17 protein-coding genes and 1 rRNA gene are annotated in these 21,259 nt (G+C 40.7%); all 18 read right to left on the bottom strand.

The features are described from left to right. Position 1: 1 nt before the first annotated feature. Positions 2 to 1,402 carry a F0F1 ATP synthase subunit beta gene (gene atpD, locus DYI00_RS01495; protein ID WP_011577512.1) on the bottom strand — a complete coding sequence of 467 codons (1,401 nt, stop codon included), beginning with the start codon at positions 1,400 to 1,402 and terminating at the stop codon, positions 2 to 4. 27 nt (positions 1,403 to 1,429) lie between these two features. Next, positions 1,430 to 2,335, bottom strand: coding sequence for an ATP synthase F1 subunit gamma (gene atpG, locus DYI00_RS01490; RefSeq protein WP_011577511.1), 906 nt, complete (start codon positions 2,333 to 2,335; stop codon positions 1,430 to 1,432). Positions 2,336 to 2,349: 14 nt separating this feature from the next. After that, positions 2,350 to 3,861 carry a F0F1 ATP synthase subunit alpha gene (gene atpA / locus DYI00_RS01485; RefSeq protein ID WP_011577510.1) on the bottom strand — a complete coding sequence of 504 codons (1,512 nt, stop codon included), beginning with the start codon at positions 3,859 to 3,861 and terminating at the stop codon, positions 2,350 to 2,352. A 22-nt stretch (positions 3,862 to 3,883) separates the two neighbouring features. Next, positions 3,884 to 4,426, bottom strand: coding sequence for a F0F1 ATP synthase subunit delta (locus tag DYI00_RS01480; RefSeq protein ID WP_104687451.1), 543 nt, complete (start codon positions 4,424 to 4,426; stop codon positions 3,884 to 3,886). Then, on the bottom strand, positions 4,427 to 4,942 hold the full coding sequence (locus DYI00_RS01475) for a F0F1 ATP synthase subunit B (protein WP_011577508.1): 516 nt from the start codon (positions 4,940 to 4,942) through the stop codon (positions 4,427 to 4,429). Positions 4,943 to 4,945: 3 nt separating this feature from the next. After that, complete coding sequence (locus tag DYI00_RS01470) at positions 4,946 to 5,380, bottom strand: FoF1 ATP synthase subunit B' (protein WP_011577507.1); 435 nt, start codon at positions 5,378 to 5,380, stop codon at positions 4,946 to 4,948. Between the two features lie 114 nt (positions 5,381 to 5,494). Further along, on the bottom strand, positions 5,495 to 6,364 hold the full coding sequence (locus DYI00_RS01465; RefSeq protein ID WP_011577506.1) for a ParB/RepB/Spo0J family partition protein: 870 nt from the start codon (positions 6,362 to 6,364) through the stop codon (positions 5,495 to 5,497). A gap of 2 nt (positions 6,365 to 6,366) precedes the next feature. Beyond that, positions 6,367 to 7,158, bottom strand: a complete 792-nt coding sequence (gene soj, locus DYI00_RS01460) for a chromosome partitioning ATPase Soj (RefSeq protein WP_218564364.1) — start codon at positions 7,156 to 7,158, stop codon at positions 6,367 to 6,369. Between the two features lie 5 nt (positions 7,159 to 7,163). After that, complete coding sequence (locus DYI00_RS01455; RefSeq protein WP_011577504.1) at positions 7,164 to 7,802, bottom strand: biotin--[acetyl-CoA-carboxylase] ligase; 639 nt, start codon at positions 7,800 to 7,802, stop codon at positions 7,164 to 7,166. After that, positions 7,799 to 8,716, bottom strand: coding sequence for a methionyl-tRNA formyltransferase (gene fmt / locus DYI00_RS01450; RefSeq protein ID WP_011577503.1), 918 nt, complete (start codon positions 8,714 to 8,716; stop codon positions 7,799 to 7,801). The genes DYI00_RS01455 and fmt overlap by 4 nt, the downstream gene beginning before the upstream one ends. A 14-nt stretch (positions 8,717 to 8,730) precedes the next feature. Further along, positions 8,731 to 11,166 (bottom strand): AAA family ATPase, encoded by a 2,436-nt coding sequence (locus tag DYI00_RS01445; RefSeq protein WP_104687449.1) that lies wholly within the window; start codon positions 11,164 to 11,166, stop codon positions 8,731 to 8,733. Positions 11,167 to 11,225: 59 nt separating this feature from the next. Continuing rightward, positions 11,226 to 12,509, bottom strand: coding sequence for a DUF2130 domain-containing protein (locus tag DYI00_RS01440; RefSeq protein ID WP_011577501.1), 1,284 nt, complete (start codon positions 12,507 to 12,509; stop codon positions 11,226 to 11,228). A 157-nt stretch (positions 12,510 to 12,666) separates the two neighbouring features. Then, positions 12,667 to 14,727, bottom strand: a complete 2,061-nt coding sequence (sabA, locus tag DYI00_RS01435; RefSeq protein ID WP_104709313.1) for a Hop family adhesin SabA/HopD — start codon at positions 14,725 to 14,727, stop codon at positions 12,667 to 12,669. Positions 14,728 to 15,443: 716 nt separating this feature from the next. Then, positions 15,444 to 16,946 (bottom strand): 16S ribosomal RNA (locus DYI00_RS01430). Positions 16,947 to 17,449: 503 nt separating this feature from the next. Further along, positions 17,450 to 18,445, bottom strand: a complete 996-nt coding sequence (locus DYI00_RS01420; RefSeq protein ID WP_104709280.1) for an alginate lyase family protein — start codon at positions 18,443 to 18,445, stop codon at positions 17,450 to 17,452. Between the two features lie 41 nt (positions 18,446 to 18,486). Beyond that, positions 18,487 to 19,569, bottom strand: coding sequence for a GTPase ObgE (gene obgE, locus DYI00_RS01415; protein ID WP_104687445.1), 1,083 nt, complete (start codon positions 19,567 to 19,569; stop codon positions 18,487 to 18,489). A 14-nt stretch (positions 19,570 to 19,583) separates the two neighbouring features. After that, positions 19,584 to 20,390, bottom strand: a complete 807-nt coding sequence (locus DYI00_RS01410; protein WP_011577496.1) for an ABC transporter ATP-binding protein — start codon at positions 20,388 to 20,390, stop codon at positions 19,584 to 19,586. Further along, positions 20,387 to 21,250, bottom strand: coding sequence for an ABC transporter ATP-binding protein (locus DYI00_RS01405; RefSeq protein ID WP_011577495.1), 864 nt, complete (start codon positions 21,248 to 21,250; stop codon positions 20,387 to 20,389). Before DYI00_RS01405 ends, DYI00_RS01410 begins: the two co-directional genes overlap by 4 nt. Positions 21,251 to 21,259 lie beyond the last annotated feature (9 nt).

Genomic DNA, 21,259 nt, shown 5'->3' with positions numbered 1-21,259 from the left:
CTTAGGAATTTTTCATGCTTTTAGCTTTTTCTAAAACCTCTTGAATGCTACCCACCATGTAGAATGCGTTTTCAGGGATATGATCGTATTTACCCTCTAAAATCCCTCTAAAGCCCTCTAAAGTCTCTTGAAGAGTCACATATTTACCCGGACTTCCTGTAAAAACTTCAGCCACAAAAAACGGTTGGGATAAAAATTTCTCAATTTTTCTGGCTCTTTCAACGATCTTTTTGTCTTCTTCGCTCAATTCATCTAATCCTAAAATCGCAATAATGTCTTGCAAATCCTTATATTTTTGCAAAACTTGTTGGATACCGGTGGCGATTTCATAGTGCTTCTCGCCTATCATTTGAGGGCTTAAGATCCTTGAAGTGGAATCTAAGGGATCAACCGCTGGATAAATCCCTTTTTCAGCGATCTTTCTATTCAATACCGTCGTCGCATCTAAATGAGCAAACACCGAGGCAGGGGCTGGGTCAGTCAAATCATCGGCCGGCACATACACCGCTTGAACGGAAGTGATAGATCCATTTTTAGTGGAAGCGATGCGCTCTTGAAGTTTCCCCATTTCCCCGGCTAGTGTGGGCTGATACCCCACCGCTGAAGGGATACGACCTAATAACGCGCTCATTTCCGCACCGCTTTGAGCGTATCTAAAGATATTATCAATAAACATCAACACATCTAATCCCTTTTCATCACGAAAATACTCCGCCATCGTCAAACCGGTGAATGCAATGCGATTCCTAGCGCCCGGTGGCTCATTCATTTGCCCATAGCACAGCGCGACTTTGTCTAAAACGCCCCCTTCTTTCATCTCAAAATACAAATCATTCCCCTCTCTAGTGCGCTCGCCCACGCCCGCAAACACCGAATACCCGTTATGCTTGTAAGCCACATTGTGGATAAGCTCCATAATGATCACCGTTTTCCCTACGCCAGCCCCACCAAACAAGCCCACCTTACCACCCTTAGAATAAGGTGCAAGTAAGTCAATGACTTTAATACCGGTTTCAAACATTTCTGTTTTAGTGCTTTGCTGCTCAAAACTAGGGGCTTTTCTGTGAATGGGCCAAATTAAGGACGGCTTAAGAGGCTCTAAATTATCAATGCTCTCGCCCACAACATTAAAAATACGCCCCAACACTCCTTCGCCCACAGGCACTTCAATCATCTTGCCGCGAGCTTTCACCACTTGGTTACGCACCAAACCTTCTGTCATATCCATAGCAATCGCTCGCACACGATTACCACCCAAATGGGCTGCCACCTCTAAAACTAAAGATTTTTGAACGCCGTTAACTTCAAAGTTAATATCCAACGCTTCAAAAATCGCCGGTAGATAGGATTCAAACTCCACATCTACCACAGGGCCTAAAACCTGAATGATTTTACCTTCCATCGCTTTACTCCTTGATTAATGTAATTTTTATTTTAGGGCTTCTACGCCAGCATTGATTTCTACTAGCTCGGTCGTAATCGCCTCTTGTCTGGCTTTATTGTAAGAAATGGTTAAATTTTTAACCAAATCCTTAGCGTTATTTGTCGCTGTATCCATCGCTTGCATTCTAGCGCTATGCTCTGCGGCTAAAGAATCAATCAAAGCATAGTATAAACTATACTCTACATATTTTTTTGCTAAAGAGTCTAAAATTTCATCTTCGCTCCCGCTTGGCTCGCTCGTAATAGTCTCTTGTGCCTCACTGGGCTGAGAGTTTTGATGGATGATGTGGTGCCCAATAGGAAGAATCGTTTTCACTCTTATTTCTTGGATAATCATGTTTTTAAAACCATTGTGAATGATAACCACCTTATCGGTTTTCCCATTTAAATAGTCTTCCACCACTTTTTGCATGAATTCTTGCGCTCGTTCATAATTAGGCATAGAGCTTAAATCATTGATTTTATCTAAAACTTCTATGCCATTAAAGCTAAAATACTCATTGCCCTTTTTACCAATACCGCGCAAACGCACCTTAATGTCTTTTTCCTGATATTCATTCGTGCATGCCAAAACTTTTTTAATGGTATTGGCGTTAAAGCCCCCACAAAGCCCCTTATCGGCTGTGATAAAAATAATGTCCACTTTTTTGATTTCAAGTCTTTCTAATTCCCTAAAATACTTGCTTTGAATATCTTTAATCCCTTGATTTTTCATTTTGGATAGCACATCATCAAACACAGCATCCAACTTCAATGCATACGCCCTAGAATTTCTTGCAACTTCTTCGGCTTTTCTTAGCTTAGAAGTGGAAACGAGTTTCATCGCATGCGTAATTTTTTGCGTGTTCTTAACGCTTCCAATTTTCTTTCTAATGTCTCTTAAATTTGCCATATCCTAGCCGTCTCCTACTCGCTATAAGTGAGCTTGAATTCCTCTAAAGCTTTTTTTAGCATGGCTTCTAAATCCTTATCTAACGCTTTTTTAATGTGGATTTCTTCTAATACTTGAGGGTATTTTGCTTCCAAGAAAGGGTATAGCCGCTCTTCAAAATCCACGACTTTTTTCACGCTCACGCTATCCAAAAAGCCTTTAGCCCCGGCATAAATAATGACCACTTGCTTTTCAATGGGTAAGGGCGAATAAGGGGCTTGTTTGAGCACTTCTACCATGCGTTGCCCTCTTTCTAATTGCTTTTTACTCGCTTCATCTAAATCAGAAGCGAATTGCGTGAAGGCTTGCAACTCTCTGTATTGCGCTAAATCCAAGCGCAAAGTCCCTGAAACTTGCTTGGTGGCTTTGATTTGAGCGGCCCCTCCAACCCTTGAAACCGACAAGCCTACATTGATAGCAGGGCGGATCCCTGAATAAAACAAATCCGTTTCTAAGAAAATTTGTCCGTCTGTAATGGAAATGATATTCGTAGGGATATAGGCTGAAACATCGCCCGCTTGAGTTTCCACAATAGGGAGCGCGGTTAAAGATCCTGCACCTTTTTCATCGCAAACTTTAGCCGCTCTTTCTAAAAGCCGTGAGTGGATATAAAAAACATCGCCAGGAAAAGCTTCCCTACCTGGAGGTCTTCTTAAAATCAAAGAAATTTCTCTGTAAGCGACGGCATGCTTACTCAAATCATCATAAATGATTAGGGCATGGCGGGCATGATCTCTAAAGTATTCCCCCATAGCCACACCCGCATAAGGGGCTAAATATTGCATCGCAGCCGAATCAGAAGCTGAAGCGTTAACCACAACGCTGTATTCCATCGCTCCGTATTCTTCTAATTTACGGACCACTTGCGCGACGGTGGATTCTTTTTGACCAATAGCCACATAAATGCAGATCACATTTTGCCCTTTTTGGTTGATGATCGTATCTATTGCTACAGTGGTTTTACCGGTTTGTTTATCCCCAATGATCAACTCCCTCTGCCCACGCCCAATAGGCACTAACGCATCAATGGCTTTAATCCCAGTTTGTAAAGGCTCATGCACAGATTTTCTGTCCATAATGCCTGGGGCTTTTTGCTCTATGAGGCTAAACTCATTCGTTTCTATCTCGCCCTTGCCATCAATAGGCTCACCCAAAGCGTTCAACACGCGCCCAACAACTGCATCGCCAACAGGGACTTTCATCAAACTCTTTGTGCGTTTAACGCTCGTCCCCTCTTTAATATTGTTGCCAAAACCAAACACAATCACGCCAACGCTATCTTCTTCTAAGTTAGCCGCAACGCCTTTATCTCCTGTTTCAAACTCCAACACTTCATACGACATCACACCATTTAAGCCATAAATCTTAGCCACACCATCAGCGTATGAAACGACCTTGCCGACTTCAGCCATATCGCAATCAAGTTCAAAATTCTTGATCTTTTCTTCAATAACCGAGCTGATTTCTTCCAATTTTAGTTGGGACATTATCTTTATCTCCTTAGATTGATTAAATAGATTGAATAACCTGTTTTTCTATTTTCTTTAAAATCTCTTCCTTAGAAAAGCCTATTTCTAAATCCAAGTTTGAAACGCTTAAAGAAACCCCTTTTTTAGACCAAGTGTCTTGAACGATTTCTATGGGGGCGTTAAAACGCGCTTGCAATTTTTGTTGGACTTCTTCTAGCTCCTTATTTTCAAGCTTTTGCGGAACTAAAAGCGTGGCTTCCAAAGTCCTTTTAGAATCAAAGGACAGCTCTTCAGCGACCAATTCCAATATCTCAAGCCGGTTATTTTTTAACGCTATTTCCATTATGGGTTTTAAAACCAAGCATGCTTTTTTGGGAGTTGTTTTTTCCAATATTTCAAATACAATTTCTTTTTTCACTTTCAAAGAAACATGCTCTAACACCTGATTAAGCTTATGCAGTTTTACCGCTTCTGCTAAATTTTTAAGCCCCACAACCATTTCTTCTAATAACGCTAAATCATCTTTAGTGTGGTTTTTTAACGCCTTGACATAATGCTTAGAGATCACTTTTAAATCTTGCATTTAAAGCCTTTGTTTCAAAATATTCACGCAATCTTGCGTGCTGAAAGAGACTTTTTTACTCTCTCTTAAATCTTTAAAAACGCTTTCAACCAACTCTCTTTTGATCTTTTTAACTTCTAAATCCATCAACGCCTTAGAATTTTTGATCAAATTTTCCACATCTATTTTGGTTTGCAATTCGTATTTTTGCGTGATCGTGTAGGCTTCTTTATTCGCATCAGAAACGATCAATTCAGCCTTTTCTTTGGCTTGCTCTAATTCTTTTAAGAGTTTTTTCTTATTCTCTTTACTCGCTTTGAGTTGGGCTTGGATCTCGTCTAAGTGTTTAGAGATCTCAAGGCTTTTAGCGTGCAAGAATGAGCGTAATTTTTTAGCCAAAAAATACCACAAAATCCCCACAAACAAGAGAAAGTTTAAAGAACGCTCTATAATATCTGTTTGTGAAATATCCAATTCCATCGCACACAAGGGACTTAAAAGGATCAAAAACCCTAACGCCATTTTAACTAACACCATCTATCAACCCCCTAAACCCATAGCCACACGCTTATTCAACTCGTTTTCAAATACCGGCATTTGCGCTTGCAACTGCTCTTTTAAGGCTTGTTTTTCATTTTGTAACTGCTCAGCAAACGCATCAAACTCTTGATTGAGCTCATTCTCTTTTTGCTTGATCACCGCATCATAAGACTCTGTGGCTTTTTGAATCGCTTCTGCTAGCATTTCTTTGCGCTTTTCTGCAGCTTCTTTAAGAAGGGTGTCAATTTGATGGCGGATCTCCACGCTTTGGGTGTTATCCATTTTAATTTTAGCCAAGCTATCCTTTATCTCTGCCTGTCTGTTATCCATAAAAGCCAACAAAGGCCTATAAACCCAAACATCCATCGCCCATAAAAGCAACACAAACACTACAAAAACGACCGCCATTAAATAGGGATTAACCGATATATTCATGACCTATTTCTTTCCTAAAATCCTAAAAATAAATATTTGAAAACCCACACTTGTTATAAAAACATTAGCTTTATTGTAACAAAAAATCGCTTAAAAATTGAGAACATTCAAGCATTAAGACATTATTTTTTTTATAAAAGCCTTCAAAAGAGAATTTTCATAACATTGCAAAACTATTTTATCCCCTTTCAAAGCCGCTTTAAGCTTGTAATGATCCCACAAATTTTGATTGAAGCGTTTCAATTCGTCTTTAGCGATAAGCGTTTGGGTTCTTTTCAAACCATGTTTTTTATCCCCATGCGGGGTGGTTTTGAGATCACGCGCCAAATCTTCTGTCTGGCGCACGCTGAGTTTTTGCCCTATGATTGAATTTAGAATCAATTCTTGTTTTTTTTCATCCAAACCAACCAAAACTTTTGCATGCCCTGAAGTGATTTTTTCTTCTAAAAGAGCGTTTTGCACTTTAGAAGAGAGGGTTAATAAACGCATGATATTAGCCACATGAGCTCTGGATTTTTTAACGATTTTAGAAAGCTCTTCTTGGGTCATTTGATAGCTTTCCAGTAATTCTTTATAAGATTTGGCTAACTCCAAAGGGTTCAAATCTTCTCGTTGGATGTTTTCAATCAAGGCGACTTCGCGCATTTTTTCTTGCTCAATATCCACAACAATCGCCTTAATCGTTTGCATTTTGGCTAATTTGCTCGCTCTTAAGCGCCTTTCGCCTGCAATCAAATGGTAACGCCCGTTCTCACTCACCACTAAAACCGGCTGCAACAAACCATGCTCTTTGATGGATTGCGCTAATTCTTCTAAAGAATCTTCGCTAAAGACTTTCCTAGGTTGGTAAGGATTGGGCATCACCTCATCAATACCAAGCTCTATAACCCGATTGGCTCTTTCATAGAGCCCCTGCTCATACACTTCATTGATTTCAGGAAAAATATCCGCTAAACCCCTACCCAACACTTTATTTTTTGCCATCACTACCCCTGAATAATGCTTTGAGCCAATTTTTGATAAGCGACGCTGCCATTAGATTTAATATCATAAAGCAAAATAGGCTTACCGAAGCTAGGCGATTCCGCTAGTTTCACGCTTTTAGGGATCATAATATACTCTCCTGTCATAGAGTCTCTAAAAAACTCTGAGTCAAAATACTTAAACAATTCCGCTAAAACCCCTTTTGTCAAATTGAGTTGAGGGACATGCATTGTGGGTAAAAACCCTCTGATTTTGAGCTTAGGGTTAGTGCTTTTTTGCAGCATTCTAATGGTGTTGAGCAATAATTTAGTGCCTTCAAGGGCAAAAAACTCGCACTGGATAGGGATAATCACCGAATGCGCAGCTGAAAGCGAATTGATCGTAAGAGGCCCTAGAGCTGGCGGAGAGTCAATGATGATGTAATCATAAAGCTTTATCACGCCCCCTAAAGCGTTTTTGAGCATGAGCTCGCCTCGTTTATTCTCATCTTGGCTGTCATAAAAAGTCTTTTCAAACCCAGCTAAACCCAAATTAGAAGGCACTAAATCCAAAAAAGGCATTTGGGTTTTTAAGATCACTTGAGAAATTTGCTTACGGCCAATCAACACATGATAAATATCGTAATCAATTTTATCGCGCCTAAAACCCAAACTTGAAGTGGCGTTAGCTTGAGGGTCAAAGTCAATCAACAAGATTTTTTTCTCAAACACCGCTAAAGAAGCCGCTAAATTAACCGCTGTTGTTGTTTTGCCCACGCCTCCTTTTTGATTAGCCACTGCAATGATTTCATTCACCATATTTATATCCTATTATATATCTTATCTTCAATCAAAATGCGACCGTCTTCTAACAATTGCGCATCTTTTAAACTCACCAATTCGCCCCAATCATTATGGAAACTAAAAGAGTCGTTTCTATGGAATTCTAACGCATACTTACTTAAAACTTCCCCCCAAAAAAGATTTTCTTTGATTTTTTTTAAAAAGCCCTCTATAATCAAATCATCGCTCGCGCCAATATCTAAACATGCCCATTTCTTTGAAACCCTATTCACTCCAATGCCGCACACCCGCATGTTTTTATAAACATTAACCAGCACGCCCCCTATTTTTTGACCCCCTAAATACAAGTCATTAGGCCATTTAAGCCAGGTTTGAGAACCTAACTCTTTTAAAACTTCTTTGAATAAAAATCCCAAATACAAAGCGTTCGCTTGCATGGGTAAATCTTTAGGCAAATCGCTTGCATTTAAAGCGAGCGAAAAAGTCAAAGCGCTTTTTGCACTCTCCCAAATATTCCCTCTACTGCCTATCCCAGCGCTTTGGTTTTTAGCCACAACTAAAATAGGGGCTTTGAATGCATCGTTTTTAAGTTTTTCTAAAAGATAGGTTTGCGTGGAAGGCAAGCTCTCAAAAACCCTTTTTTCGCATTTTCTCATGCCAAAATATCGCCTGCTTTCAAACGCCTGCCATTCAAATAATCTTTCGCTTTCAAGGGCTTTTTACCCACCGCTTGCAATCGCGCTATACGCACACTGCCCTTTAGGCAACCCACAAGAACGCCTCTTTCATCAATTCTTAAAATCTCGCCCTCTCTATGGCTTTTTTCATTTTCTACTAATTCTACTCCTAAAAGCTTAAGGTTATTTTCTAAAAAGATTTCTGGCCAAGTTTTAAACGCAAGCGATTTTAAAAACAAGCTTTTAGCGTCTTTAAAACCCACTAAACCATCGGCTTTGGTGATTTTTTTACAAAAAGTCGCGCTAGCATGATCTTGAGGTTTTGGGGTAATTGAATGGAAATTTTTGAGCGTTGAAAGGAGTAAAGTTGCCCCCATATGCGCTAATTTCAAGCTTAAAGTTTCTAAATTCAAATAACCTTCTCTTAAAAAAGAAGCGCTTCCTAAAATATCCCCGCTATCCAATTCCAAATCCATAAGCATGGCGCTTACGCCATAAATCGTATCGTCATTGAGTATCATCTCATGAACGGGTGAAGCCCCCCTGTATTTAGGCAATAACGACGCATGCACATTAATGCAAGGAGCGATTTTTAAAACCTCTTTGGGCAAAATCTTACCATAAGCCACCACCACGATAAAATCAGGCTTTAAACCTTTTAAAATTTGAACTTCAGGCTCTTTCAAACTTTGCGGCTGGAAAATGGGGATATTTGAATGGTTTTCTAAAATGTATGTTTTAGTCTCTGGGGCTTTCAATTCCTTTTTACGCCCAAAAGGTTTGTCCATTTGAGTGAATAGCCCCACCACTTCTATATTGTTGTTTTGATTTTCAATTAACGCCCTTAAGATCACTTCAGCAAAACCAGGCGTTCCCATAAATACGATGCGCATGTTATTCCTTGTTTTCAATTTTTATCCACACTCCTCATATAAGATTGTGTTTGATAAGGACTTAAAATTTTCATAGCATTAATAGCTATTCTGGCAAATTCTTGGACATTTTTAAGTGGGATTTTATAAGGGCTAAAAACATCCGTAACGCTTCCATGGCTCTCTGAATGCAAGCCTTTTCTAATCCCTAAAAGTTTCTCAAGAAGCATACCTTTATCCTTTATATTGCAATTATCCTCATTAAAAGGCAGCTTTGAAAAATTTAATCCAACTTCCCCATTTGCTGTTTCTATCAAACCTTCAATCTTATCTCTATCCAAAACACTAGCATGTTTTTTTTCAAGAAAAGAGTCAATGAAATTAATCTTTAAAAAACTTTCTAATAAAATCCTTACTTTATTCCCATAATTTATGGCTTCACTATGATTATCGTGCACTTTTTCTTTTTTCGCAAACCCATACACTTCTTTAAATAAAAGCAAGTAGAAAGTGTCAAAATAACCAAACACTTTATCTTTACAAACAATTTTTAATTGATTTTGATCGCGTTCTAATTGGAAATAGCGAGCACATGTGCCTACCATGTTGATTAAACACGCCATAAAAGTATGGTTATGAGTTAAAACGAATATTTGCGCTTTCTCTTCATTTTTCAATCTTTCCTCTGCTAGTTCTTGATTGATTCTTGCCACTCTATCAGAAATGTTATAAATCCTTTGTTCATCCAAACTGGATACAGGATCATCTATGGCAATAACTAAATCTTTTAAATTCTCTTTTTTGTAAAATAATTTTAAACGCGCTAAAAAATACGCGAATGCAAGCGTGTTTTTTTCGCCATCGCTTAAAATCATTTTAGCCGCACTATGTTCTAAAGCCTTAGAGTTTAAAACAATTTGATAATCTTTATTCAAAGAATATTGAGGCAAATTGAAAACCTTAAGATAATGATTAATAACTTCAATATCGGGGCGTTCTTGCTCATATAACCCCTTAAGTTGATTATCAATTTTTGTTAAAAGGCGTTCTAATCTTTCATGCCCACGATCAAAAACGGATAATTTTCTCTCAGCTTCTTTTTGGCGTTTTTGCAAATCATAACTATCATGTTTAGCCTTTTTAATCCTTGCTTCTCTTAAATCAATTTTTAATTTTTTTAATTTCTCTTCTTGCTGTTCCTTGCCGCTTAAGATCTCTGCAGTCTCTTTGACATCTTGTTGGATCTTTTTATAGATTTCTGACAACTCTTCATCTGTCTTTTGAAACTCTTCTTTATTTTTAACGCCTTCCTTTTTAACCACCTCTTTTTGAAGTTTTTCTAATAAACCTTTTATTCGCTCTAACGCCTTTTCTAAACTTTCTTGTTTTTGTGGAAAATCCTGTATGAAAGGTTTAAACCGCTCAAACGCTTGCAATATTTCTTTGGTATTCCATTGCCCTAAAATCTTTTGCAAAGTTTCACTCATTTTTAAAGAACGCTGGCTGAATGTTTCAACCCTCTCATTAAAGTAATCTGTATATTCTTGAACAATCTTATCGGGTATTTTTTGAGTGCAAAAAGGGCATGCATGATCGTTTATCGCTTTTTGCAATTCCCTTCCTTTCTCAATAAAATCTCTTCCAACCCTGTTAATATGCTCTTTAATTTTTTCTGAAACTTTTCCTACCTCTTTGTCTGTATCAAAGTCAAATAAAAACTTCAAACCATCTTGTATCGTTTGGTCATATTCAGGCAATTCTATCTCTTTTAAACCATCAAATGTTTTCATGGCTCCATTCAATCTCTCAAAATCGTTTTCCAACTCCGTTAATGCATTTTCTTCATCTTTAAACTCATCCTTTGACACCTTACAGATATTCTCTATTTCAATCTCATCTGGTTTTATTGGAATAATCTTTGAGCTCACACCTTTTCGTATTGTTTCTATTTCTCCCTTGCATTTTTTAATTTCACTTTCTTGCTTGGCGCTGAAGGTGTTCTCATTGTTTTTATCTCTAATTTCCTTTTGTCTTTTTTCTACTTTCTCTCTACAACCCTTTAATTGATTGATTGCTTGCGTTTCTTTGCCTAAAGCCGGAATATCCAAAATGATTGCACCATCATCCAGTTTTTTAAGCCCAAACTCGCCATTAAAAGGTGCATTATCGTGCAAAAAATCGCTATTATAGATTTCAACTTTAAAGGGCGCTTCAATCTTGCTGTTTGGCTCTATTGCATAGCTTTGATTTCTACACTCAAATCCAACGCTTGGGGATTTATCAGCAGAAATAGTGCGATACTTTTCAATGTGGTGTGGGTGTTTTAGTAACTCAAAAGCCCTCGTCAAGCTGGTTTTTCCACACCCGTTATTCCCGAAAATAACATTGTAGTCCCCAAACCCATCCGTTTCAATCGTGTCTAAACCACAAAACGCGTTAAGAGATTTTATCTTTTTAAGGTTGATCGCCATGTTTTCTCGCTTTTTTCTTTAATTCCCCCACTTTCCACACTCATAAATTGGATACAAAACTAATCCCCCAAACCCCCATCATACCCAAGCTCTAACGCCTTTACTGGCCCTATGGCATTACCTGCAATGCCCTTGATAGAACCATACATGCCAATCGTGCTGTCAAACACTTTTTCAATTTGTTTTTCCCTGCTTTTCCAAATCCTAGCCATCGCTCGTTTTTCGCTTTCTAAATCCGCCTTGAGCTGCTCAAACGCCTCTATAATCGCTCCCACCTGCATAGAAAATTCAGGGCTTGTCAAATAACGATAGAGCAAATCCATTTTATCGCCCTTATTTTCTTGACTTCTTTTAGCCAAACTCACTTGAATAACCCCCTCTCTTAACGCCGCGCTTAACCCCTTAAACTCTTCAAACGAGCACACCCACACCCCTTCAAAGAGCCCCATCCTCTCCATCTCTTTAGGCAATGCCTCACTCACAATGACCCCCACATCAGCCCCAACCTCTCGCATGCCGCTTTTAAGTTTTTCAACCCAAGCCTTTTGAAATTCTTTAGTGCGTTTGCTCTCATAATAAATTTTCCCGCAATTTTGAAACTCCCTGGTGTGTACCACTTGAATGCAATCGCCCCCTCTTTGCCCTTTTTTGATTTCTTCAATGCAATCTAGGGGGAATTTTTGGATCAAAAACTCTTCAATCGCCAGTTCTTGCACCTCGCCCTGGAGTTGTTGCGAGCCTAATTCAGCCTTTCTGTGAGCGTTTTTCAACTCATTTCTTAACCTTTCTAATTGCTCTTCTTTCTGCCTGAGTTGCAGCTCGTTTTTTTCATGCAAGGCTTTTTCTATTTTTTCCCTTTCCAAAACCAATTTGTCATTCAGCTTTTTTTCATGTTCAGCTTTTAATTCGCTCTCCATTTCATTCTTTTCTCTTTTCAGTCTTTCAATTTCCGCTTCCTTTTGGTGCAATTCTTGGACTTGTTTGGATTTCTCCTCTAATTCTTTTTGCATCCATTCCACGCGCTTTCGCTCCTCTAAAAAAGCGTTTTTTCTGGCTTCTTCCATGATTTTAGCCCTTTCATCTTGCAAAGCCAACGCACTCGCTCGCTTGACTGCATCTTCAAACCCAGCTTCTCGCTCTTTTTCTTGCTGCTTTAGGGCCTCTTCTTTTTGCACTAAATTTTTGAGACGGGTTTCATACTGCACTCTTTTTTCACCCATTTCTTTTTCCAACGCTTTTTGCTGGGCTAAAAACTGATTTTGATTTTCGGATTCAACCTGTTTGTATAGCGCCTCGTTCACATCGATGAGCGTTTGGCATTGGGGGCATTCAATTTTTCGCATGATTTTCCTTGATGGTGGTATTTAAGAACGGGTATTTTATAAAATTAATGTTAAAAGGATCTTTAGCGTGCAACAACAAAACGCCAAAAAGAGAGAAAAAGGAAGAAAAGAAAGATGAAAAAGCGCCTAAAACCCCCTTGAAGGGAGTTAAACCACTTTAATAGGCGAAAACATAATTCAAATAGAAGCTGAAAGTCCTTCTGAAAGAGAGTTTAGATCCCAAGAAAGAATAATAGTTCGTGTTGATGGTGGGGATTTTCAAGCCCAACTCTATGCCATGCTGGATCGCATGCTTGCCTTTACTATTCTCAGCGAAATTCGCTCTCACGCCAAAGTTAAATAAAAACTGGAAGTTAGACGAACTCACATCGGCTTTATAAGGCGTGTTGGAAGCGTTGGCTTGAGGCGTGTTGAAAAGGATCACTTTATCCTGATTGAGCCATGAAGTGCCCGCTAATGCGATCCCTCCATACGCGCCAAAAGAAAACTTACCGCCTTTTTTAAACCAATTCATCTGCCTGTCGTTGATGAAATTGTAAAGGAAATCGCTCGCTGCACCGTAAGTCAAAACGTTGGAAGCGGAGCTGAAAATATCGGATCTGATGTAAGTGTGGTTGTAATCAAAAAAGCCGTAATACCTGAAACCCCATCGTTTCTTTTCGCCAAAAAATTGCTTATAGCCCAATTGGACCCCAAAGCCGTTCATCACGCCGTTACTGGATTGCGAATTGATAAGGCCCACATTCCTGAAAGGGTTTTTAGCCATCGCTGCTAAAGCGCTATTCATTTCAGATTGCTGCGCCTGGTTGATGACGTAGTTGTATTTATCAATTGCAGGGGCGTTTTTGTTCACGCTTGCAGTGACGATATTGGCCACATTGATTTTGTTATACGAAAGGCCTTGAATCTCTTGACTCAAATTAGTCGCGTTTTTATAGGCGTTTTGGATGTTTTCGGTGTTTTGCTGCAAGAAGTAAATATCCTTACTCGTTTGCAAAGCCGTGTCAGTGGCAGAGCCATAGTAACTCACGTTGTTCCCGATATTGCTGATTTGAGCGTCTAAAGACACCACTTTGGCGTTGGAGGGAACCTGACAACCGGTGTTGCCAGACCCACTGCTACTAGAGCTAGACCCAGAAGAAGCAGAACAACTAGATTTCAGTTTAAAATACGCGCTTTGCAAGTAATCCAACTGTTCGCTAGGGATGGAGCTAAAGAGACCGAAGATCTGCTTCGCGTCGGAGATGACACCCTGTTGGGTCAGAGCGGCGTTATAGACATTGCTTTTGAACTGCTCGCTCTGACCACTCCCTGTGGCTTCAGCTTGCAAGTTTTGAGTGTAGTTACGGTTTTGAGTGGAAGAGCTGAGCGCCTGCTGCAACAACGGTAGCATTTGATAGATGTTGTTGAAGAACGCAAAGGTCGTGATATTCCCATCTTGAAGATTTGCGTCAGTAACCTTAGAGCCAGAACCGAACTTGGTTTTCCCAAACAAATCCCATTGAACGAACGGATCCTGTTGCTTCAAGAGAACCATCAACGCTTGCGCTTGCTGCAACGCTTCAGCTATAGTCGTGCCGTTGGAATTGGTTGTGCTGCTGCTACTACCACTGTTGCTGCTACTACTGCTACTACTACTAGCCTCTACTGTTGCAACAGCTGTTGCGCCAGTTGCACCGTTTGTGGGGCAACCAGACAAAGGGCAAAGGTTACTAGCGGCGGTTTCGAGCGCTTTTGCGTAGTTCTCGAGTTTTTCGTATGTAGCCTTACAGATGGTATGGCGCACTGGGACCAATTGCGCACAGTTAGCTTGGCTGAGCGAAATAATATTCGCCTTGTTGCCCGCAATAAGCTGCCACATAGCGGTCACCGAAGTGATGATGCTCTGCGTGATGTTATAGATGGGCGAAGTGTCTTTATTGGATTGGTTACCTTCTGCAAAAGACTTTAAAGAGCTGATCGCGCTAGTAATGGCTTGCGTGTTGTTCGCGCGCAAAATGGAACTCCTCAAATCAGCGATTTGCGCTAAATACGAGTTCAAGAGCTCGTACTGGTCGTTCAGGTTTTTGATCGCACCGGCGTTTTTCACCATTTGCGTGGATCCCCCGATTTGATAGCCAATGCTCACAAAATACCCATCGTCTTCAGCGTGCAAGAGCGTTGCAGCGAGGGTGAAAGAGAGTAAGGCGGTTTTTAAAGTGGTTTTTTTGATGTTCATTAACTTTTCCTTTGAAGTTGATTTTGAAAAATACGCTATGAAGCTATGTTATATTATAGACTATTCCTAGCATTTTTGCAACGATTTTGAGTGGTGCATGCGTCGTTTTTTTTTTTTTGTGTGTATTTGGGTAAAAAACGGCTTTAAAGGATAACGCCATAATGGAAAGTGAGGGCGGTGAGCGAGAAAAGAAACAAAAGAAACAAGACAAGCAGTAAAACAAACCCACCGAAACTAAAACCTAAACACGATAAATAAGGAATAAGAAAAAATCCAAACCAAACAAGCCAAAAACTAACGCTAAAAACAAGCGGTGAGCGAGAAACCAAACAAGCCAAATCTAATCAAGCCATGAGATAAACATAAGATTTAAAGAAATCAAAACACATTCAAACATAACCACCTTACCCACCAACCCCAACACTAAAAACTAAAAAACTTAAACATTAACCAAGTAAAAGTTGAAAACCAAACAAGCAAGAAGCAAAAAATACAATAAGTAAGAAACCAAACCCACCGGTAGCCAAAAACACAAAAACTAAAACCCAAACCAAGCAAGCAAGAAACAAGCATTAAAATAACAAATAAGCAAAAAGAATTAAAAAGAAAAAGACGGGAAAAACAAGCCCAATCTTTCAAAACTAAGCAACAAGAAGTTCTTTGTCAGGTAATACTCTTTGGCTTTTAACAAGCGAATATTAAAAGCTTTTCTCTAGAAAGGAGGTGATCCAACCGCAGGTTCACCTACGGTTACCTTGTTACGACTTCACCCCAGTCGCTGTGTGTGCCGTGGGCAGTAGCTGCTTTAGCATCCTGACTTAAGGCAAACACAACTCCCATGGTGTGACGGGCGGTGAGTACAAGACCCGGGAACGTATTCACCGCAACATGGCTGATTTGCGATTACTAGCGATTCCGGCTTCATGCAGGCGAGTTGCAGCCTGCAATCCGAACTGGGAGGTGTTTTGAAGATTGGCTCCACTTCGCAGTATCGCTTCTCTTTGTGCACCCCATTGTAGCACGTGTGTAGCCCTAGGCGTAAGGGCCATGATGACTTGACGTCGTCCCCACCTTCCTCCTCCTTACGGAGGCAGTCTCCTTAGAGTTCTCAGCATGACCTGTTAGCAACTAAGAAAGAGGGTTGCGCTCGTTGCGGGACTTAACCCAACATCTCACGACACGAGCTGACGACAGCCGTGCAGCACCTGTTTTCAAGGTCTGGCAAGCCAGACACCCCGCTATTTCTAGCGGATTCTCTCAATGTCAAGCCTAGGTAAGGTTCTTCGTGTATCCTCGAATTAAACCACATGCTCCACCGCTTGTGCGGGTCCCCGTCTATTCCTTTGAGTTTTAATCTTGCGACCGTACTCCCCAGGCGGGATGCTTAAGGCGTTAGCTGCATTACTGGAGAGACTAAGCCCTCCAACAACTAGCATCCATCGTTTAGGGCGTGGACTACCAGGGTATCTAATCCTGTTTGCTCCCCACGCTTTCGCGCAATCAGCGTCAGTCATGTTCTAGCAGGTCGCCTTCGCAATGAGTATTCCTCTTGATCTCTACGGATTTTACCCCTACACCAAGAATTCCACCTGCCTCTCCCACACTCTAGAATAGCAGTTTCAAATGCAGTTCTATGGTTAAGCCATAGGATTTCACACCTGACTGACTATCCCGCCTACGCGCTCTTTACGCCCAGTGATTCCGAGTAACGCTTGCACCCTCCGTATTACCGCGGCTGCTGGCACGGAGTTAGCCGGTGCTTATTCGTCAGATACCGTCATTATCTTCTCTGACAAAAGGAGTTTACAATCCTAAAACCTTCATCCTCCACGCGGCGTTGCTGCTTCAGGGTTTCCCCCATTGAGCAATATTCCCTACTGCTGCCTCCCGTAGGAGTCTGGACCGTGTCTCAGTTCCAGTGTGTCCGTTCACCCTCTCAGGCCGGATACCCGTCATAGCCTTGGTAAGCCATTACCTTACCAACAAGCTGATAGGGCATAGGCTGATCTCTTAGCGATAAATCTTTCCCCCGTAGGGAATATCTGGTATTAATCACCGTTTCCAATGGCTATCCCAAACTAAGAGGCACATAACCTATGCGTTACTCACCCGTGCGCCACTAATCCACTTCTAGCAAGCTAGAAGCTTCATCGTTCGACTTGCATGTATTAGGCACGCCGCCAGCGTTCACTCTGAGCCAGGATCAAACTCTCCATAAAAGTGTTTGTCCTTAAAGCTCTTCCGTTTTTTTGATAGGCTATTGTTATTTCTGACAATAGCTTTAGCGTATCACAAGAACTCGTTTTATATTTTAGCATTTTAGCAAATAAAACGGGTTGTGTTCTTAAGTATTACAACAACAAAAAAGAAAGAAACTTTTTAAAAAGGTTTAGCAAAACGCTAACCCAAAATACTCTCATGCCATCCATTCAATGGATTGTCAATGGATTGGCATTGGTTGGATAAGAACTTCCTATCAAAAAATGGAAGCGATAAAAACTCCCGCTCTTTAATAAGTTATCCTTAAGTCAGAATATCCCTTTAAAAAGAACTTCTTCAGTTTGCTTAGTTTTCAAAGATCGTTCGCTTGTATTAGCTATCCTTGCAGGTTACAAAACGGCTTTTTAAAAGCCCTTGCTGAAACAAGGAAATGAAATTATAGTCATAGAAAGCTTAAGGTTTGCTTAAAGACAAAATATTTTTGACAAAGTAAGTTAAAATTTTAAAACGATCGGAGTTTGAGCCTAAAACCATCTTCATGCAAATCGCCTTGTTTTAAAAGCTCATCCGCACTAGGGCTAGAATAATGCTTGGCTAAAATAATGAAATAAGCGTTGTTATGCACCCCAATGAGATTAGGCTGGAAATAAGGGAAAGTTTCAGGATTTAAAATCCATGTTGCAACTTTATCATACGCTATAGAGAGCCTTTGTCCGGCTCCACTACCCCACAAATCATACCCATTCTCAAAAAGCAATTCGCCTGATATAGTTAGCGCAAGAAGCGCGAAATTGGTATAAGCTATCCCCTTAATGCCCTTTGTAGGGCCCCCATGATAATCGCTCGTATCGCTCCTAGTGATCGCACTAGCAATAACCCCATTCTCATCTATGGCTTTAAATATCCACTCCTGCCACCGATTAGCGCTATTGTGCAAAAGGGCATGATCGCCTAGCACGAGTGCAGAGCTAATATCAAAGAGAATGCCCCACGCCCCATGGTTAGTATTAAGAGCTGATTGAGAATACTGGCACATCCGCTTAATGAAATCTTCATATTCTGGGCTAGGAAATGCCTTTTTAACAAACCAATAAGCCATGTTCATATAAGGCATGTAGAAATTGATATTATCCTCGCTTTGGTGCGTATCTGCACTCTGAAGCTCTTTAGCCCAAGCGTTTAAAATTTCTATAGCTTTTAAGCCGTATTGTTTGTTTTGGCTCACCAAATAGCCTAGCGCTAAGTCATAGGACATGGTAGCGGATTTTTTAAAGCTCTTTGTGCATGCATCAGGCTCTCTAACCCCAGTGGGAGTATAGTGTCGCAATGCACTAAGATGCACACATGGCTGGATTTTTTTGGAGAGCTTTTTATCAAGATGGAGTTTTTGGGGCAAATCTCTAGATTTAAAATCCCTAAAAAAGTAATCTTGCTCGGCGTAAGCTTGAACGCAAACACAAACACCCATGAGTGATAAAAACAAAACAAATCTTTTCATTTCTCGCCTTTATTTGAATGGATTGGTTTAAGAATAGCGTTTTATGGTAACGCTTCCAACAACACAAATTTAAGTGCATGCGTGTTTAAGGCGCTAACCGCTGAAAGGGGTAAGATAAAGAGCGCGGATTTTTCATTAAGATCCTTTTCAAAATTGCCCATCAATTTAGGGTGCAAAAACCCAAGATACGGCTCTAAATCAAACGCCTCCAGTTTTTGCACTTTCAAGTTTAAAAAGGTGCAAAAATCTTTCGTCATGGTATCAATATCTTCTGCAACATCGCATTTATTGAGCAACACCCCAAAAGGCTTGTTAGCCAAAGCGGGTGAAAATTTTTCCAACTCCAACCTCAAGCGCTTGTATTGCTCTTTAATACCCAAATCCAGCCTAGAAGCGTCTAAAACAAAGGCTAAAACTTTGGTGCGTTCAATGTGCTTTAAAAAGCTAATCCCCAAGCCTTTTCCCTCACTAGCCCCTTCAATAATGCCAGGAATATCCGCCATTAAAAACCCGCTTTTTTCATCTACGCTCACGACCCCTAAATTAGGCACTAGAGTCGTAAATTCATAATGAGCGATTTTAGGTTTAGCGTTAGAGATTGTGGAAATGAGCGTGGATTTACCCGCATTAGGGAAGCCCACTAACCCTATATCAGCGATGAGCTTTAATTCCAAACGCACGCATTTTTCAACCCCCTCCAAGCCTTTTTGCGCGTAAGTGGGTTGTTGTTTAGTCGCGCTTTTAAAGTGTGCATTCCCTAACCCCCCTTTACCTCCTTTTAAGGCTAACACCCTTTCTTTAGGCGTGATCAAATCAAGCCATAAAGCACCATCTGCAAAAACTTGCGTTCCTGGCGGTACGATAATAATCTTGTCTTCGCCTTTTTTGCCCGTGCAATTTTGCGTGCCTCCTGGAGCCCCGTTTTTAGCCTTATGGTGTTTAGTGCCCCTAAAACTCGCTAGAGTGTCGGTATTGTTATCCACTTCAAAATACACATCGCCTCCATCGCCTCCATCACCCCCGTCAGGACCGCCTTTAATGACAAACTTTTCTCGCCTAAAACTCACCATTCCAGGCCCCCCCTTACCCGAAGCGATGATAATTTCCACGCTGTCTACAAACACGGCTAAAATCCCCTTTATTCAGCAAATCTTTGCATGGATTTTTCCAAATGCGGCACGGCATTGAGCAATTTCTGCGTATAGGGGTGCTTTGGGGCGCTTATCACGCTATCCACATCCCCTGTTTCTACGATTTGCCCTTGATTCATCACAATAATCCTGTCGCTAATATGCTCCACCACCCCTAAATCATGGCTAATAAAAATATAAGTAAGCCCCATTTCTTTTTGCAAATCCAAAAGCAAATTCAACACTTGCGCTTGAATGGACACATCTAACGCAGACACAGGTTCATCGCAAATCACCACGCTAGGATGCAAAATGAGCGCTCTGGCAATGCCGATCCGTTGCCTTTGACCGCCTGAAAATTGGTGAGGGTAACGATCGATCCATTCTAATTTCAAGCCCACTTTTTGCATGATCTCTAGCACTTTTGCTTTGATTTCTTTTTTTGAAAAATGAGAGTTTAAAAGCAAGGGTTCAGCGATAATCTCGCCCACTTTCCAGCGAGGGTTTAGGCTAGAATAAGGGTCTTGGAAAATCATTTGCACCTTTTTGCGGTAATCAAACCAATCTTGCTTGCTAAAATGCAAATGGCGCTTGCCATTGAAATAAATCGCCCCGCTATCTTGCCTTTCAATGCCGGCTAAAATTTTCGCCGTCGTGCTTTTCCCACAGCCGCTCTCCCCCACAATGCTTAAAACTTCATTCTGTTCCGCTTCAAAACTAATCCCATTGAGCGCATGGATCACTCTTTTAGGCTTGAATAATCCCCTGTCTATCGCATAGGATTTTTTCAATTCTTTAATTTCTAAGAGCTTCATCGTAACTCCTTTTTGAAACTTAAATAATCGGTGTTTTCATCCACGGTTTCCAAGCGTTTTTTACGGTATTCTTTGCCCGGTTTAGGGATCGCGCCTAAAAGAGCTTTCGTATAAGGGTGTCTTGGATCAGCAAAAAGCTCTTTCGCGCTCGCTTGCTCCACCACATGCCCTTTATACATCACCACCACTTCATCAGCGATTTGCGCCACCACGCCTAAATCATGGGTGATAAACAAAATAGAAGTCCCTTTTTTTTGCTGCAATTCTTTCATCAATTCCAAAATCTGCGCTTGGATCGTTACATCTAATGCTGTCGTAGGCTCATCAGCGATCAAAATTTCAGGCTCACACACCATAGCCATAGCGATCATCACCCTTTGGCGCTGCCCTCCGCTGAGATTAAAAGGGTATTCATGGTATTTATCCCCTGCATGGGGGATGCCCACGCGCTCTAATTCATAAACCACCCTTTCTAAGCGTTCTTTTTGATTAAGGCTAGGGTGGTGGATTTTTAGCACTTCATTGATTTGAAACCCCACCGTGTAGGAAGGGTTCAAGCTTGTCATAGGCTCTTGAAAGATCATGCCAATTTTTTTACCCCTGATTTCTTTTTGCATTTGCTTTTCTTTGAGTTGCAACAAGTCCTGCCCCAAAAATTGAACGCTCCCCCCTACAATTTTCCCAGGTTTTTCAATGAGCCCTAAAATAGAAAGCGAAGTGATGCTTTTCCCACTCCCGCTCTCCCCTACAATGCAGAGCGTTTGAGACTTTTTCAAGCCAAAACTCACGCCATCCACCGCCTTATTCACGCCCTTATCGGTAAAAAAATAAGTTTTTAAATCTTTAACTTCTAAAATCATGCAAGCTCC

The sequence above is a fragment of the Helicobacter acinonychis genome (assembly GCF_900461455.1).
GTDB classification, from domain to species: Bacteria; Campylobacterota; Campylobacteria; order Campylobacterales; family Helicobacteraceae; genus Helicobacter; species Helicobacter acinonychis.
This window is presented reverse-complemented; position numbering and strand designations above follow the sequence as displayed.

Coding starts and splice junctions, on each gene's coding strand:
- DYI00_RS01480 (WP_104687451.1), bottom strand. CDS start 4,426: ATGCAAGATTTAAAAGTGATCTCTAAGCATTATGTCAAGGCGTTAAAA.
- DYI00_RS01410 (WP_011577496.1), bottom strand. CDS start 20,390: ATGAAGCTCTTAGAAATTAAAGAATTGAAAAAATCCTATGCGATAGAC.
- DYI00_RS01465 (WP_011577506.1), bottom strand. CDS start 6,364: ATGGCAAAAAATAAAGTGTTGGGTAGGGGTTTAGCGGATATTTTTCCT.
- sabA (WP_104709313.1), bottom strand. CDS start 14,727: ATGAACATCAAAAAAACCACTTTAAAAACCGCCTTACTCTCTTTCACC.
- DYI00_RS01455 (WP_011577504.1), bottom strand. CDS start 7,802: ATGAGAAAATGCGAAAAAAGGGTTTTTGAGAGCTTGCCTTCCACGCAA.
- DYI00_RS01405 (WP_011577495.1), bottom strand. CDS start 21,250: ATGATTTTAGAAGTTAAAGATTTAAAAACTTATTTTTTTACCGATAAG.
- atpA (WP_011577510.1), bottom strand. CDS start 3,861: ATGTCCCAACTAAAATTGGAAGAAATCAGCTCGGTTATTGAAGAAAAG.
- fmt (WP_011577503.1), bottom strand. CDS start 8,716: ATGCGCATCGTATTTATGGGAACGCCTGGTTTTGCTGAAGTGATCTTA.
- atpD (WP_011577512.1), bottom strand. CDS start 1,402: ATGGAAGGTAAAATCATTCAGGTTTTAGGCCCTGTGGTAGATGTGGAG.
- DYI00_RS01475 (WP_011577508.1), bottom strand. CDS start 4,942: ATGGTGTTAGTTAAAATGGCGTTAGGGTTTTTGATCCTTTTAAGTCCC.
- atpG (WP_011577511.1), bottom strand. CDS start 2,335: ATGGCAAATTTAAGAGACATTAGAAAGAAAATTGGAAGCGTTAAGAAC.
- DYI00_RS01445 (WP_104687449.1), bottom strand. CDS start 11,166: ATGGCGATCAACCTTAAAAAGATAAAATCTCTTAACGCGTTTTGTGGT.
- DYI00_RS01420 (WP_104709280.1), bottom strand. CDS start 18,445: ATGAAAAGATTTGTTTTGTTTTTATCACTCATGGGTGTTTGTGTTTGC.
- DYI00_RS01440 (WP_011577501.1), bottom strand. CDS start 12,509: ATGCGAAAAATTGAATGCCCCCAATGCCAAACGCTCATCGATGTGAAC.
- DYI00_RS01470 (WP_011577507.1), bottom strand. CDS start 5,380: ATGAATATATCGGTTAATCCCTATTTAATGGCGGTCGTTTTTGTAGTG.